The following is a 14,980-nucleotide window of genomic DNA, read 5'->3' on the forward strand; positions in this document are numbered from 1 at the left end:
CTCTTCTCCGTTCTGCTATAGCGCCGCACCCTACGCCGGGGTGGAACCGCGCACCGCGGACCCCCGGATCACTTCTGGAGCCGTCGTCATGGACATCATCAAGCTCAACGCCACGAGGCGCGAGGATAGCGGCAAGAGCGCGTCGAGCCGCCTGCGCCGCGCCGGACAGATTCCCGCCATCGCCTACGGGCGCGAGCTCGCGCCGCAGTCGGTCGCCATCTCGCCGAAGGCGCTCCTTCAGGTGCTCGGCTCCGATCACGGCAAGAACTCCGTGGTCGAGCTGGCCATCGAGAACGGCCAGACGCTCACCGTCATGGTGCGCGACTACGACTACCACCCCATCTCGCGGGAGCTCGTCCACGCCGACTTCATCCAGGTGAAGCTCGACCAGCCCGTCGACGTGCAGATCCCCTTCCGCTGCGTGGGCAAGCCGAAGGGCGTGGTCACCGGCGGCGTGCTCCAGCAGATCTTCCGCACGATCCCCGTGCGCTGCCTGCCGGAGAAGATCCCGTCGTTCGTCGAGATCGACGTGACCGAGCTCGACCTGGGCGACTCGTACAAGGCCAGCGGGCTGAAGCTGCCGGAGGGCGTGAAGACGCTCCTCGCGGACGACCAGACGATCGCCGTCGTCAACGCGCCCGAGAAGGCAGGCGCCGAGGAAGAGGCGAAGCCCGCCGCTGGCGCGCCGGCCGCTGGCGCGGCCGCTGCGCCGGCCGCTGGCGCGGCCGCCCCCGCGAAGGGCGCGGCCCCCGCGGCCGACAAGAAGGACAAGAAGTAATCCGGGAGCGGGCCGCCTCGCGCCTCCACACCGCGAGGCGCGCGCGGCCCGCCCTACCCCGCTCCTCGCCTGCCTCACCTGCCTCACCTGCCCCATTCCAGGGACTCAGCAGAACCAGCTCGTCATGCTGCTCGTGGTCGGCCTGGGGAACCCCGGCAAGGAATACGCTGCTCACCGGCACAACGTCGGCTTCATGGCCATCGACGCGCTGGCCGACGAGGTCCGGGCGGATCCGTTCCGCGAGAAGTTCTCGGGCGTCCACGCGCGGGCAGAGATCGCCGGACAGCAGGCGATCCTGCTCAAGCCGATGACCTACATGAACGAGTCGGGGCGCAGCGTGCAGCCGGCGATGGCCTTCTTCAAGGTCGCGCCCTCCGAGCTGATCGTGCTCCACGACGAGCTCGACCTGCCGTTCGGCACGGTTCGCCTCAAGGTCGGCGGCGGGCACGCGGGGCACAACGGGCTGCGCTCGATCATCTCGCACGGCGGGACGGGCGACTTCGGGCGCGTCCGCCTCGGGGTAGGACGTCCGCCGGCGGGTTTCCGGGGCGAGGTCGCGGATTACGTCCTGTCGGGGTTCGACGCCGTCGAGCGCGCGAGCCTGCCCGACTGCTTGAAGCAAGCTGTCCAAAGTGTGCTAGAAGTCGCCGCCCGCGGCTTCGAGGCCGCGATGAACGTCCGAAACACCCGGCCCAAGCCGGGCAAGAGGCAGAAGGGCGAGGGGGATGGGTCGACGGATCCAGCCCCTGCCGCGAAGGACGGGAAGGGTCCCCTCCCCCCGACGCAGAAGCCCTGATCCTCCACGGGACAGCCTGCCGAGCTCGCCGGTGCGTCGCTCGACAGGCTGTTCCTTTCCTCGCTCCGGGGCACCGCCCCGGGGCCATTGGCCGAGAGGGAAGACTGAATGAGCCGACAGGTAACGGCGCCCGGGCGCGCCAGAGAGTACGAAACGATCTACATCCTGCGACCCGACATCGACGCCGACGGCGCCGAGCGGATCGGGTCGCGCCTCGCCGAGGTCGTCGGCCGCGAGTCGGGCCGGCTGACCAAGGTCGAGACGTGGGGGCGCCGCCGCCTCGCGTACGACATCGCCAAGCACCGCCGCGGCGTTTACGTGTACCTGAAGTACCTCGGGGGCGGGAAGGTCGTCGCCGAGATCGAGCGCAACCTGCGCCTCTCCGACGGCGTGCTGAAGTACCAGACGGTGCTCGTGCGCAACGACGTCGAGGTCCAGGGCGTCACGATCGCCGACGAGGACGTGAAGTTCGAGCGCCTCGAGCTCACGCCGCTGGAGGACGACCGCGACGATTCGCGCGAGCGCCAGCTCGGCCTGCTCGAGCCGGAGCGCCGCATCGACCGGAGCTCCGAGCAGGCCCCGGCGGGCGATCTCGACGATGCCGAAGAGGCTGAGGCGGAAGGCGCCGCCGACGAGGAGGAGAGCTGAGCTATGAACGGCCGCAACAACGACATGGGCCGCAACGGCGGCGCTGACTACGATGATCGCGACTTCGGGCGCACACCCGACCTGAACGCGGACGCCCCGGGGCGCCGCCGCACGGGCCGGAAGCGCGTCTGCCGCTACTGCGCGGACAAGGCGCTGGTCATCGACTACAAGGACCCGCAGGCGCTCAAGTACTTCATCTCGGAGCGCGGCAAGGTCGTCCCGCGCCGCATCAGCGGCAACTGCGCGCGCCACCAGCGCAAGGTGACCCTCTCGATCAAGCGCGCGCGCAACATCGCGCTCTTGCCGTTCACCGTCACGGCGTAGGAGGTCGATCATGGCAACCCACATCCATGTGGTCCTCACGGAGGACCTCCACAACGTCGGCAAGAGCGGCGAGCTCGTGAAGGTTCGCCCCGGCTTCGCGCGCAACTACCTCATCCCGCGCGGCCTCGCGGTGGGCGCCACCGCCGAGAACGTGTCCCGCATCGAGCACGAGAAGCGGGTCGCCGAGTCGCGCGCCGCCAAGACGCGCTCCGAGGCGGAGCAGCTCGCGTCCAAGCTCAACCAGGTCAAGATCACGATCAGCCGCCCGGTCGGAGAGGGCGACAAGCTGTACGGCTCGGTCACGGCGCGCGACATCGAAGAGGCGCTCGCCGCGCAGGGCTTCAGCGTCGACCGGCGCCGCATCGAGACCGACACGATCAAGACGCTCGGGGCCCACCCCGTCGTGATCCGCCTCGCCCCGTCCATCACGGCGTCGGTCGAGGTCACGGTCGCCGCCAAGTAGCGCAGCGCCAGGGAGCGCGGCTCGACCCGCGCTCCCGCGCTTCCCCTCCCCTCTCCAGCCGCACCCGCGCGCCTCCTTCGGCCGCGCCCCCTTCGGCCGCGCCCCCGCGTCCCCTTCAGCCGCGCTTCCGCCTCACCCACGCCCGCGCGACGTCGTGCCCCCGCGCCACCGCGCGCAGCATGAGCGCCGCGTCCCCCCACCGCGCTCGCTCCTCCCAGACGAGGCTCGCCAGCATCCCGGCGCAGAAGGCGTCGCCCGCGCCCGTTGGATCGTGCGGACGCACCGGGCGCGGCGCGACGGCGCGCTCGCCCCCGGGGCCGAGCAGGAGCGTCTCCCGCGCGCCATCGGTGACGACCAGCGTCGCCCCGGGGCGGAGGCGCTCGCGGAGCGCGCGCGCCGTCGTCCCCAGCACGTCGAGATCGCCGGCGCTGCACTTCACGAGGTCCGCCTGCCCGAACAGGCGGAAGCAGCCGCGCACGCCTGCGCCGGCGTCGGAAACCGAAGCGGCGCCGGCCTCCGCGCCGGGAACGGACGCGGCGCGCTCGGCGCGCGGCCACATCCGCGGGCGCGCGTTGACGTCGACCGCGACGGCGCACCCTTCGCGGCGAGCGCTCGCGGCCGCCCGCGCGAGCGCGCCGCTCGCCCCGCGCACCGGCGCGATCCCGGTGAAGTGCACGACCCGGGTCTGCCATCGTTCCGGCAGCGCTGCAGCGAGCGCCTGCGCCTCGCTCTCGCCCTGCCTGTACCCGGCGAAGCGCGCCTCGCCGCGCTCGATCGCCACGAGCATGAGGCCTGTGCGCGCCGCGCTCAGCGAGAGCCGTCCCACGTCGATGCCGGCCGCCGCGACCTCGTCCCTCAGCCCGCGCCCCATCGCGTCATCGCCCAGCGCGGCGCACAGCCCCGAGCGTATCCCGAGCCGGACGAGCGCCGTCGCGGTGTTCACCGCCCCGCCCCCCGGCACACGGCGCAGCAATTTCGCTTGCTCGAGCGGAATGCCTTCGGGCGCATAGAGATCCCACAGCGCTTCACCGACGCAGACCACCTCGGCGGGCTCAATCCTTGTATGGCGTGTTTTGTGATCCACAATGGCGGCTCCCCGCGATGGCTCACGCCGAGGCGCGAAGCGTCATCGCAGCTGAGTCAAGCGCGAAAAGAAATGGCGATGAGACCGGGGTTGCTCAATTTCCATACCTCGCCGCCGGCGGCGGCGCCTCGCCGCGAGGAGCCTCGGCAGCGACCGCCGAGGAGGCCTCCGCGAAAGCGTCCGAGCAAGCCTTCGAGCCTGCCTCCGATCATGCCTCCGACGATGGAAAAGCGCCCCCTCGACATGGAACCCGCATTGGGATGCCGACCGCACGAACGCTCACTGCAATGCAAACAGAAACCCTTCTCAGGGCTGCCCATGTTCTGGTAGACGGAAATCGACCCTGCACCCGACGCCCCGGAGGAACGTTTCCCCTCCGGGGCGTCGCCCATTTCGGCACCTGTGGAAAAGCTCGGGGCGGGATGGGGGGAATCGGTGGGGAGGAGAAGCACGGATGATGAGAATGATGGAGCGCCGGGGCCAGCGGCCTCAGAGGATCGAGCCTCCCATCGTCGCCGGACGCGTGCCGCCGCACGACCTCGACGCCGAAGCGGCGGTGCTCTCCGCCATCCTGCTGCACCGCGACGCGCTCGATCGGGTGCTCGAGATCCTGAAAGCGGACCACTTCTACAGCGAGGCGAACAGCCGCGTCTATGAGGCCGCGCAGGAGCTCGCGGCCGCCGGCACGCCCATCGACATCGTCTCGGTCGCGTCGTGGCTGCGCGACCGGGAGCGCCTTGCCCAGGTGGGCGGCGCGGCGTACCTCGCCCAGCTCGCGGACGCGACCCCCGCGGTCGCGCACGTCGCGGCGCACGCGCGGGTCGTCTACGAGAAATGGCGCGTGCGGCAGCTCATCGCCACGTGCCAGCGCGTCGCGGCCGAGGGGTACGGCGACGTCGGCGTGGTGCAGGAGTACATCGACGGCGCCGAGCAGGCGGTCTACCAGCTCGCGCGCACGCCCCAGGGGACGGCGACCCAGCCGATCGCCCAGGTGCTCAAGGCCGCGTTCGAGCAGATCACCGCCGCCGCCGAGCGCGGCGACCGGATCACCGGCATCTCGACCGGGTACGAGAAGCTCGACGCCAAGACGGCCGGCCTGCACGACGGCGACCTCTCGATCATCGCCGCCCGCCCCGGCATGGGCAAGACGTCCTTCGTCCTCAACCTCGCCGTGAACGTGGCGTCGCCGCGCACCGTGAGCTCCCCGGGGCCCGACCATTCGGGGCACGGCGTCGAGCGGCACGATCCGGGCTTCGGCGCCGCCGTCTTCTCGCTCGAGATGCCCCGCGAGCAGCTCGCGACACGTATGGTCTGCAGCGAGGGCCGCGTCGACGTCGGCAAGCTCCGCCAGGGCTTCCTGCAGCCCGACGACTGGCGCCGCCTGACGGAGGCCGCCTCGTTCCTGTCCACCCTGCCCATCTGGATCGACGACACGCCGGCCATCTCCCTCCTCGAGCTGCGCGCCAAGGTGCGGCGCATCCAGGCCGAGTACGACCGGCCGCCCAGCGACGGCAACTCGGGGCGGCGCATCGGGCTCATCGTCATCGACTACCTGCAGCTCATGAAGGGGCGGGACGGCGTGAGCAGCCGCGAGCAGGAGATCAGCGAGATCTCCCGTGGGCTCAAGCAGCTCGCGAAGGAGCTCAAGGTGGCGGTCATCGCGCTCTCGCAGCTGAACCGCGCCGTCGAGACCCGGACCACCAAGGACAAGCGCCCTCAGCTGTCGGACCTCCGCGAGTCGGGCGCGATCGAGCAGGACGCCGACAACATCATCTTCATTTACCGCGACGAGTACTACAACCCGGAGACGACCAACCACAAAGGCATCGCCGAGCTCATCGTCGCCAAGCAGCGCAACGGGCCGACGGGCAAGGTGCTCACGCGGTTCACCTCGTCGTGCACCCGGTTCGACAACCTCGCGCCCGGCGACTACCCGGAGATGGCGGACGACGAGTAGGCTGCGACGCACGACATGTCCGCCTGGTATGTCCCTGCCCTCCTCGCCGCGCTCTGCATGGCCGGTCACTACCTGATGCTGCGCGCGGCGGCAGGCCGGATCGGAGACGCCCTTGGCGCGCTGTGCCTCGAGGGCACCGCGGCCGTCGGGATCCTCGTCTTCTTCCTCATCCGCCCGGGCGCGGAGACGCCTCCGTCGGCCCAGGGGGTGCTCTGGGCCTGCGCCGCCGGCCTGTGCATCAGCGGCGTCGCGACGCTCACCTTCATGGCGCTCCGCATCGGCGGTCCGGTGACCGCGACGGGGCCGATCGTGTTCGCCGGCGGCATCGCGATCGCCGCGCTCTTCGCGCCGCTGCTCTTCGGCGAGGTGTTCACCGCTCGCCGGGCGCTCGGCGTCGGCCTGGGGCTCGCCGCCCTCCTCGTCCTCGCCACCGAGCGCTCCTGACCCAAGGCGCGCCGCGGCCGCGCATCGGAGTCGGAAGAGGATCGATGACCCGCTCGCCCGAGTGCCCCCGCACCCCCGGAAGCCCCGCGAGGCGCGCGGCGCGCCGCGCCCTCCGCTCGGCGCGCCTCTTCGCGCTCGCGCTCGCGTCCGCGACCTGCGCGCCGCCCGTGCAGGGCGGCAGCGTCGTCGTGTCCTCCGGCGCTGTCGAGCGCCTCGGCATGCTCTGCCGGTGGGGCCGCGGCGGCGCGGAGCAGGGCGATCTCTGCCCGAGGGACGGCGGCGCCGCGCAGCCGGCGCGCGTCCGGCGGATCACGGGGCCCGCGGACGCGCTCTCCGGTCCGCTCGCGGCGGGGCGGCCCGGCGACTACGTGCTCGAGAACGACGAGATCGCCGTGGTCGTCGATCAGCCCGGCCCCGGGGCTGGCCTCGCCGAGAGCGGCGGCAACCTCGTCGACGCGGCGGACGCGCGGGCGCGCCGCGACGAGCTCGGGCAGATCGTCACGCGGCTCGGCGCGCCGCCGCGGCAGGTGATCTACCGCGACATCACGACGGGCGGCGGCGAGGACGGCGCCGCCTGGATCGAGGCGCGCGGCGAGGTGCGCGGGCGCGATCTCGCCGGCGGCGCGCTCTCCGTCACCACCCGCTACACGCTTGGGCCGCGCGACCGGGCGGTCATGATCACGACGTCGCTCCGGAACGACGGCGACCGCCCGCTCGAGGCGCTCGACCTCGGCGACGTGGTCCACTGGGGCGCGGCGGAGCACGTCGCGCCCGGCATGGCGCCGGGGCTCCGCGGCGAGCACGAGGCGCCGTACCTGGCCGGCGTCGGGGCCGGCGTCGCGTACGCGCTCGCCCCGGTGGACGGCGCGGCGGTCCGCGCGCGGAGCGGCGAAGGCTTCAGCGACGTGACGTTCGCTCGGCAGGCCGCGCTCCCGCCCGGCGGGCGCGCCGCGTACCAGCGGATCCTCGCGATCGCGCCGCGCGGCGACTCGCTCGCCGTCGAGACGGAGCTCTTCTTTCTCGGCGGCGGCGCGCCCGGCGGCGTCGCGCTCGAGCTCGTGGACGGCCGCGGCGGGCCGCTCCCGCTCCTCGCCGGCAAGGCGACGCTGACGCCGATCGCCGAGGACGGCGCCGCGCCGCCCGCCGCCACCCTCGATCTGTGGCTGCGAACCGGCGATAGCGCGCCGCTCGCCGCCGAGGCGCCGCCCGGCCTCTACCTCGTCGGCTTCGAAGGGAGCGGCCGCCGCGCGCTGGGGAGCGCGCGGATCCGGATCCGCGCCGGCGAGATCGCCCCCGCGCGGCTCACGCTCTCCGGCGCCGGGCGGCTCTACCTCGGGGTGCGCGAGGGCGGCGCCTCCGCGCCCGCCGTGGACCCCGATCCCCTCGGTCCGCTCGCGCCGGCGAAGGTCAGCCTCTTCGACGCCGCGACCGGCAAGGCCCTCTCGCCGCCCCGGCTCGCGCTCATGGGCGAGCTCGATGTCGCCCTTCCCCCTGGGCGAGTCCGGGTCGTCGCCTCGCGCGGGCCCGAGTACGCGCTCGCCGAGGCGACGGTCGACATCGCGGACGGCGGAACGTCGCGGCTCGATCTCACGCTGGAGCGGGTGGTCGACACGTCGGGCTACATCGCCTGCGACCTCCGGCAGCACACGGCGCGGAGCGCCGACGCGGGCGTCTCCTCGGCCGCGCGGCTCGTCTGGAACGCGGCGGAAGGCGTGGAGTGCGCGGTGGCGAGCGAGCACAACCTCGCCTCGGATCTCCAGCGGGACGTCGCCGCCCTGCGGCTCGAGACGCGGCTGCGCGCGCTCCCGGGCGTGGAGCTCACGAGCGGCCGGAGCGGCGCCGGGCTCGGGAGCCTCAGCGTGTTCCCGCTCGGCAGGGAGGCGGACGCGCCCCGCGAGGGCGCGCTGCGGTGGGTCGACGAGACGGCGAGCGAGATCCTGCGCGAGGTGCGCGCGCTGCCCGGCGAGCGCGTCGTCCAGGTGAGCCGACAGCACGGCGGCGGCTCACCGCTGCACGGATCCTGGGCGCCGCAGGTCGCGCCGGATCAGGGCCAGAGCCTGCTCGCGCAGATCGTCGGGGACGGCGCCGGCGCCGGCGCCGATGCCGTCGAGGTCTGGACCGGGCGCGACGCGGCCGCGCGGGACCGCGCGCTCGAGGAGCTCTGGGCGTTGCTCCGCGCGTCCCACCCGGTCACGCCGACGGCGACCAGCGACAGCCACGGGCTGCGCGGCGCGGAGGCGGGTTATCCGCGCACCTACGTCGCCGTGGCCGCCGATGATCCGGGCCGGCTCGACGTGGCCGATCTCGTCGCGGGCCTGCGGCGCCGTCGCGACGTCGTGATCACGAACGGCCCGTTCGTGACGATGCGCCTCGGCGACACCCGCCAGGGCGGCGTCGCCTCGGCGCGGCGCGGGTCCCGAGGCGGGCCGCTGTCGCTCTCGATCCGCGTCGAGCGCGCCCCGTGGGTCGACGCGCGCGAGCTCCACGTGCTCGTCGGCGGCGTCGCGAGCGGCGCGCCGATCCCGCTGGAAGGCGCGCGCACGACGCCCGCGGGCGCGCTCCTCGACGAGATCGCGATCCCCGTCGTCCTCGGAGGCGGCGGCGGGCGACGACCGCCGCGGCCCGACGCCGGCGCAGCGCGCGGCGACCGCGGGACCGGGCAGCGCGCGCACGGCGCGATCTCCGTCGCCGAGGACACCTTCGTCGTCGCGATCGTCCGGGGGCGGCGGCCGCTCGAGCCGGTGCTCGCGGGAGACCCGGGCGAGATCCTCCCGTTCGCAATGACGGCGCCGCTCTGGATCGACGCCGACGGCGACGGCCGCTCCCTCGGCCGCGCCGCGGCGCCGTGAGCGCGGCGAGCTCGGTGACGCGCCGGGCACGGCAGCACAGCCCCGCATGAAGAGGGCAGCACGCGTTGCCGCAAGCTGGCCGGCGCCTGGCCCGGCTGTGCGGCATTACGTGTAGCTGTCCAGCTTTGCTTTCAAATCGTCCTTGGTGCGCGAAAGAAGCGAGCAAAGAGGATTCCAACGCAAAGACGCCAAGAGCGCAAAGACGCAAGGATGTACGAAGTTTGTTCTTTGTTGCGGCTTTGCGGCTTCGCGACTTTGCGCTGAAATCTCTCTCCGGATCCCTCGCCGGACTCCTGGTGGGTGGAACCAGTACGCCCAGAGGACCGGTGGCTGGAGCTCCAGGGCGACGCAAGCTGCCCACCCTTCCGATGCGAGCGCACCGACGGCGCCAATGGCTCTGTGCGATCGATACGGCGCCCTTGGGGCGTGCACGTCGAGAAAAGACCTGTGCCAAAGGTCACGACCAGCGCCGGCGCTCGTTTGCGAGGCCGCGGATAGGTCACGACCTATCGCGGAGGATCTTTTCGGCCCCGGAGACAGGTCCCGATCTCAAGAAATGGATCTTTTCATACAAGTGGCCAGGTCGCGACCAGGCCATGGGCTCACGAGCAGCCTCGGCGCCAGATCGCGACCTCGCCGTCGGCTCACGAGCAGCCTCCGCGCCAGATCGCGACCTCGCCGTCGGCTCGCGAGCGGCCTCCGCGCCAGATCGCGACCTCGCGGGGGGCATCCAAACGAGCGGCCGGAGGGGATCGCTTTTCGTTTGCCTCCCGCGCGCCCGGGCAACATGGACCGCGGCGCATGCGAACCGAGCGGCTCGCCGCTGACGCGGCATCCATCGCACGGGCCGCCGAGATCCTCCGCCGCGGAGGGCTCGTCGCCTTCCCCACGGAGACCGTGTACGGCCTCGGCGCGCGCGCCGACGACGCGCGCGCGGCGCGGGGCATCTTCGAGGCGAAGGGGAGGCCGCCCGGCAACCCGCTGATCGTCCACGTCCCCGATGTCGCGTCCGCGCGCGCCCTCGCGGACGGCTGGCCGCCGGACGCAGAGCGGCTCGCGCAGGCCATGTGGCCAGGGCCCCTCACCCTGATCGTCGCGCGCCGGCCCGACCGCGTCACCGACGTGGTCGCCGCCGGCGGGCCGACGGTCGCGATCCGCATCCCCGTCCACCCGGTCGCGCGCGCCCTGCTCGACGCGGTCGGGCTGCCGATCGCCGCGCCGAGCGCCAACCGATCCACCGAGATCTCGCCGACCACCGCCGAGCACGTCGAGAAGAGCCTCGGCGGGCGCATCGACGCGATCCTCGACGGCGGGCCGACCGCCGTGGGCATCGAGTCCACCATCGTCGACGTCACGCGCTCGCCGGCGCGGGTGCTCCGCCCGGGGCACGTCACGGCCGAGGCGATCGCCGCGCTCGTGCCGCTCCAGGCGGCCGCCGGGCTGATCACCGCCCCGGCCGAGCGCGCCCCGTCCCCGGGGACGCACGCGCGCCATTACGCCCCCCGCGCGCAGGTCGCGCTGGTCCCCGCCCAGGCCGTCCGCGGCGAGCTCGATCGCGCCGCGCAGGCCGGGTCGCGCGCCGGCGCCGTCGAGCACGGCAGCCGCACCGCGACCGGGCCGCACGCCGAGCTCCTCCCCGGCGATCCCGCCGGCTACGCCGCGGCGCTCTACGCCGCGCTGCACCGGCTCGAGGATGCCGGCTGCGACGTGATCGTCATCGCCGCCGTCCCCGAGGATCCTGCGTGGGACGCGGTGCGGGACAGGCTGACGCGCGCCTCCGCGGCGCCCTGAGCAAGCGCCGCGCGCCCATCGGTCACCAACGTGGTCGTGGTCGTTTACGTGGTCGTGGTCGTGGTCGTTCACGGCGTACCGTTGACGACCACGACCACGACCACGTAAACGTTCGGATGTAGGAGAACGCGGCGCGAAGCTTGGTTGACGCCTAGGGTCCCCCCCCCACGGGTGTGTTTTCATCCCCCGAGCTGGCGGTTTGTGGCAAATCAGGGTCGCCCGCCCGCTGGGTGAGCTACCTTCCTCGCTCGACTCGCGCCCCTCGTCGATCCCATGCCGGCAACGTCCCGCGCCGCCGTCCACAGCCTCGCGACCGCCCTCGGCCTCGCTGCGTCGCTCGTCGCCGCCCCCCAGCGCGCCGGCGCCAGCCTGCTCGACGAGCCGCCGAAGCGCGCGAGCTTCAACCTGAACGAGACGGTCGCGCCGGAGCTGCCGCTCCTCCGCGCCTTCCACAACGCCGCCGTCGAGCGCCCCGGACCGTTCCGGCTCTACCTGAACAGCGCCTACGGGAAATGGCGGCAGCAGCCGTGGTGGCAGCTCGCCTGGGGCGGCGCGCGGCCGGACGCCGCGGACGCGCTCGGCGAGCACGCGCTCGCCTCCCCCGCCCTCGGCTCCACGGCGTTCGCGAGCGCCTGGTCCCCCTTCACCCCCTTCGAGCCGCCCGGCACCCTCCGCCTCGATCCGGCCGCGCCGGCGTGGTTCCGCCAGCTCGATCCGATCCTCAGCCCGCCGGTGCTCGCGACCACGGGGCCGAGCCTCTCCTCGAACGGCTTCGATCTGCTCTGGGATCCGCCGAAGAAGCAGCCGCTCGACTGGCGTTGCCGCAGACGCCCGGTCCAGTTCGCCCGGTACGGCGGCCAGCACGACGCCTTCGAGCTGGTGCGCTGCGACGGCTCCGTCGCGCCCGGCGCGCTGGATCGCCTGTCGATCATGGCCCGTCCGCCCGACGCGCCCGACCCGGGCGCAGAGCTCCCCGACGAGCCCGACGCCGACACCTGGCAGCGGGCGCTCGAGTGGGTGCCCCAGGTCCGCCTCGTCCACCCGCGCCTGCTCTGGCTGCTCCAGCAGATCGCCGACGCCTTCCCGCGCCGCGGGATCCACATCTTCAGCGGGTACAGGCCGCGGCCGGCGGGCGACGCGCCGGCCGCGCGCAGGCCGACCTCCGGCACGCACCACAGCCAGCACGCCGAGGGGCGCGCCATGGACATCCTCGTGATGGGCGTCCCGAACACCGCGCTGTTTCAGTTCTGCCGCACGCTCGAGGACGTGGGCTGCGGGTTCTACCCGAACAGCAAGTTCGTCCATGTCGACGTGCGCCGCCCGGGCGCCGGGCGCGTCTTCTGGATCGACATCTCCGGCCCCGGCGAGCCGTCGGAATACGTCGACTCCTGGCCCGGCGTCGTCGAGAGCGGCGGGCTCTCCTGGGGAAGCGCGCAGGGAGCGCGCTCCGGCGGGGCCGCGCCTCGCTGACGTCGCCTCCCCGCGGTCGCCCTCGCACCTCGCACCTCCACCCGCGCGACCGGCTGCTCCGCCGCGCGCTCCCGTTCCGGAGGATGGAGCGCGCCTCGGGGCGCGGTGACTTGCCTCCCCGAGATCGGTGTTAAGCTTGGCGTCTTCCCCCTGGGCGCGCGACGCGAGACGGGGGCGGAGCTCGGCGAGCCGAGATCTGTCCCCCGCACCTCCGGCGGCCAAGGCCGCCCCGCGGTCGCCCTGGAGAAAAAGGGTGCGAAATGGGCGAGTTGCGGACAGGGATGGTTGAGAAGATCGCGGCGATGCAGGACTTCGCGCTCTACCGCGATCTCGCGTGGGAGGGCACGTTCGAAGAGTACCTCCAGATCGTGCGCCAGAACCCGCAGGTGACGCGCAACGCGTTCCAGCGGGCGTACGACATGATCATCCGCTACGGCATCGAGGAGTACACGGACAACAAGAAGAAGCTCATCCGGTACAACTTCTTCAAGGACGAGATGCACGGCGGCGCCGACGCCGTGTACGGGCTCGACATCCCGCTGATGCGGCTCGTCCACGTGCTCCGGGCGGCCTCCGAGGGGTACGGCCCGGAGAAGCGCGTCATCCTGCTGCACGGCCCGGTCGGCTCGTCGAAGTCGACGATCGCCCGGCTCCTCAAGAAGGGCATCGAGCACTACTCGACGACCCCCGACGGCGCGCTCTACACGTTCGACTGGGTGAACCTCGACGACGTCGGCATGGCCGGGACGGAGAGCGCCCGCTTCAAGTGCCCGATGCACGAGGAGCCGCTGCGCCTCGTCCCGCCGGCGTGGCGCGACCGCGCGTTCCGCGAGCTCGGCCTCTCGAGCGCGCAGCACCACGTCCGCACCGAGGGCGACCTCGACCCCGCGTGCCGCTTCATCTTCAACCGCCTGATGGACAAGTACGGCGGCGACTGGTCGAAGGTGATGCAGCACGTGCGCGTGCGCCGCCTCGTGCTCAGCGAGAAGGACCGCGTCGGCATCGGCACCTTCCAGCCGAAGGACGAGAAGAACCAGGACTCGACCGAGCTCACCGGCGACATCAACTACCGCAAGATCGCCGAGTACGGCTCGGACTCGGACCCGCGCGCCTTCAACTTCGACGGCGAGTTCAACATCGCGAACCGCGGCATCGTCGAGTTCATCGAGGTGCTGAAGCTCGACGTCGCGTTCCTCTACGACCTGCTGGGCGCGTCGCAGGAGCACAAGATCAAGCCGAAGAAGTTCGCCCAGACGGACGTCGACGAGGTCATCATCGGCCACACCAACGAGGCCGAGTACAAGAAGCTCCTGAACAACGAGTTCATGGAGGCCCTCCGCGACCGCACGATCAAGATCGATATCCCGTACATCACGAAGGTGTCGGAGGAGATCCGGATCTACGAGAAGGACTTCAACAAGGAGAAGATCCGCGGCAAGCACATCGCCCCTCACACGCTCGAGGTCGCCGCGATGTGGGCCGCGCTCACCCGGCTCGAGGACCCGAAGAAGCACAACCTCTCGCTCGTCCAGAAGATGAAGCTCTACGACGGCAAGGTCCTGCCCGGCTACACGCAGGACACCGTGAAGGAGCTCCGCAAGGAGGCGTCGCGCGAGGGCATGGAGGGCATCAGCCCCCGCTACGTGCAGGACAAGATCTCGAACGCGCTCGTCAACGACCTCGGCGAGGGGACGATCAACCCCTTCATGGTCATGAGCGAGCTCGAGAAGGGCCTCAGGCACCACTCGCTCATCACGAACGACGAGCAGCGCAAGCGCTTCACCGAGTGCATCGGGATGGTGAAGCGCGAGTACGAGGAGATCGTCAAGAACGAGGTGCAGCGGGCGATCAGCGCCGACGAGGACGCGATCCAGAAGCTCGCCGCGAACTACATCGACTCGATCAAGGCCTACACCCTGAAGGAGAAGGTGAAGGACCGCTTCACCCGCGAGGACGTCGAGCCCGACGAGCGGCTGATGCGCTCGATCGAGGAGAAGATCGACATCCCCGAGAACCGCAAGGACGACTTCCGCCGCGAGATCATGAACTACATCGGCGCGCTCGCGGTCGACGGCAAGAAGTTCGAGTGGCACACGAACGACCGGCTGCGCCGCGCCCTCGAGCTCAAGCTGTTCGAGGACCAGAAGGACGCGATCAAGCTCCAGACCCTCGTGTCGAGCGTCATCGACAAGGAGACGCAGGAGAAGATCGACATCATCAAGACCCGGATGATCAAGTACTTCGGGTACAACGAGGTCTCGGCGCGCGACGTGCTCGACTACGTCGCCAGCATCTACGCGCGCGGCGACACGAAGTGACCCGTCGCGGGGGCGCGGCGGCGCTGCCAGGCAGCGCGCGCCGCGCCGCTCGCCCCCC

Annotated in this window: 12 protein-coding genes; 11 read left to right on the top strand and 1 reads right to left on the bottom strand. The window is 72.1% G+C overall.

Annotated elements, in window-relative coordinates; all coding sequences use genetic code 11:
- Nucleotides 1-88 precede the first annotated feature (88 nt).
- The 5 genes from WMF12_RS36030 to rplI all read left to right on the top strand — a co-directional run bounded on the left by WMF12_RS36030 (nucleotide 89) and on the right by rplI (nucleotide 3,009).
- Nucleotides 89-778, top strand: a complete 690-nt coding sequence (locus WMF12_RS36030) for a 50S ribosomal protein L25/general stress protein Ctc (protein ID WP_437852514.1) — start codon at nucleotides 89-91, stop codon at nucleotides 776-778.
- A gap of 124 nt (nucleotides 779-902) precedes the next feature.
- Entirely contained in the window at nucleotides 903-1,574 is a 672-nt protein-coding gene (pth, locus tag WMF12_RS36035; RefSeq protein ID WP_437852516.1) for an aminoacyl-tRNA hydrolase, read from the top strand.
- A gap of 108 nt (nucleotides 1,575-1,682) precedes the next feature.
- Nucleotides 1,683-2,222 (top strand): 30S ribosomal protein S6, encoded by a 540-nt coding sequence (rpsF, locus tag WMF12_RS36040; protein ID WP_437852518.1) that lies wholly within the window; start codon nucleotides 1,683-1,685, stop codon nucleotides 2,220-2,222.
- Nucleotides 2,223-2,225: 3 nt separating this feature from the next.
- The gene (rpsR, locus tag WMF12_RS36045; protein WP_012239546.1) at nucleotides 2,226-2,546 is read left to right on the top strand and encodes a 30S ribosomal protein S18; all 321 of its coding nucleotides are present in this window, start codon (nucleotides 2,226-2,228) and stop codon (nucleotides 2,544-2,546) included.
- A 10-nt stretch (nucleotides 2,547-2,556) separates the two neighbouring features.
- A complete protein-coding gene (gene rplI / locus WMF12_RS36050; protein ID WP_437741239.1) occupies nucleotides 2,557-3,009 on the top strand; it encodes a 50S ribosomal protein L9 in 453 nt (150 codons plus the stop codon).
- Nucleotides 3,010-3,124: 115 nt separating this feature from the next.
- Here rplI and WMF12_RS36055 read toward each other — a convergent pair whose 3' ends face one another.
- Entirely contained in the window at nucleotides 3,125-4,051 is a 927-nt protein-coding gene (locus tag WMF12_RS36055; protein ID WP_437852520.1) for a PfkB family carbohydrate kinase, read from the bottom strand.
- A 496-nt stretch (nucleotides 4,052-4,547) separates the two neighbouring features.
- On the opposite strand from WMF12_RS36055, the gene dnaB reads away from it, so the two are divergent.
- From dnaB to WMF12_RS36085, 6 genes are all read left to right on the top strand, one after another.
- A complete protein-coding gene (gene dnaB / locus WMF12_RS36060) occupies nucleotides 4,548-6,050 on the top strand; it encodes a replicative DNA helicase (RefSeq protein WP_437741241.1) in 1,503 nt (500 codons plus the stop codon).
- A gap of 15 nt (nucleotides 6,051-6,065) precedes the next feature.
- Nucleotides 6,066-6,494, top strand: a complete 429-nt coding sequence (locus WMF12_RS36065) for a hypothetical protein (RefSeq protein WP_437852522.1) — start codon at nucleotides 6,066-6,068, stop codon at nucleotides 6,492-6,494.
- 44 nt (nucleotides 6,495-6,538) lie between these two features.
- A complete protein-coding gene (locus tag WMF12_RS36070; RefSeq protein ID WP_437852523.1) occupies nucleotides 6,539-9,343 on the top strand; it encodes a hypothetical protein in 2,805 nt (934 codons plus the stop codon).
- Nucleotides 9,344-10,144: 801 nt separating this feature from the next.
- Nucleotides 10,145-11,134: an L-threonylcarbamoyladenylate synthase gene (locus WMF12_RS36075; RefSeq protein WP_437852525.1), complete on the top strand. Its 990-nt coding sequence runs from the start codon at nucleotides 10,145-10,147 to the stop codon at nucleotides 11,132-11,134.
- 273 nt (nucleotides 11,135-11,407) lie between these two features.
- Complete coding sequence (locus WMF12_RS36080; RefSeq protein ID WP_437852527.1) at nucleotides 11,408-12,604, top strand: YcbK family protein; 1,197 nt, start codon at nucleotides 11,408-11,410, stop codon at nucleotides 12,602-12,604.
- A gap of 260 nt (nucleotides 12,605-12,864) precedes the next feature.
- Nucleotides 12,865-14,922 carry a PrkA family serine protein kinase gene (locus tag WMF12_RS36085; RefSeq protein ID WP_272104360.1) on the top strand — a complete coding sequence of 686 codons (2,058 nt, stop codon included), beginning with the start codon at nucleotides 12,865-12,867 and terminating at the stop codon, nucleotides 14,920-14,922.
- Nucleotides 14,923-14,980 lie beyond the last annotated feature (58 nt).

Source organism: Sorangium sp. So ce363 (genome assembly GCF_051520435.1).
Taxonomy (GTDB): Bacteria; Myxococcota_A; Polyangia; order Polyangiales; family Polyangiaceae; genus Sorangium; species Sorangium cellulosum_B.

Coding starts and splice junctions, on each gene's coding strand:
- WMF12_RS36030 (WP_437852514.1), top strand. CDS start 89: ATGGACATCATCAAGCTCAACGCCACGAGGCGCGAGGATAGCGGCAAG.
- pth (WP_437852516.1), top strand. CDS start 903: ATGCTGCTCGTGGTCGGCCTGGGGAACCCCGGCAAGGAATACGCTGCT.
- rpsF (WP_437852518.1), top strand. CDS start 1,683: ATGAGCCGACAGGTAACGGCGCCCGGGCGCGCCAGAGAGTACGAAACG.
- rpsR (WP_012239546.1), top strand. CDS start 2,226: ATGAACGGCCGCAACAACGACATGGGCCGCAACGGCGGCGCTGACTAC.
- rplI (WP_437741239.1), top strand. CDS start 2,557: ATGGCAACCCACATCCATGTGGTCCTCACGGAGGACCTCCACAACGTC.
- dnaB (WP_437741241.1), top strand. CDS start 4,548: ATGATGAGAATGATGGAGCGCCGGGGCCAGCGGCCTCAGAGGATCGAG.
- WMF12_RS36065 (WP_437852522.1), top strand. CDS start 6,066: ATGTCCGCCTGGTATGTCCCTGCCCTCCTCGCCGCGCTCTGCATGGCC.
- WMF12_RS36070 (WP_437852523.1), top strand. CDS start 6,539: ATGACCCGCTCGCCCGAGTGCCCCCGCACCCCCGGAAGCCCCGCGAGG.
- WMF12_RS36075 (WP_437852525.1), top strand. CDS start 10,145: ATGCGAACCGAGCGGCTCGCCGCTGACGCGGCATCCATCGCACGGGCC.
- WMF12_RS36080 (WP_437852527.1), top strand. CDS start 11,408: ATGCCGGCAACGTCCCGCGCCGCCGTCCACAGCCTCGCGACCGCCCTC.
- WMF12_RS36085 (WP_272104360.1), top strand. CDS start 12,865: ATGGGCGAGTTGCGGACAGGGATGGTTGAGAAGATCGCGGCGATGCAG.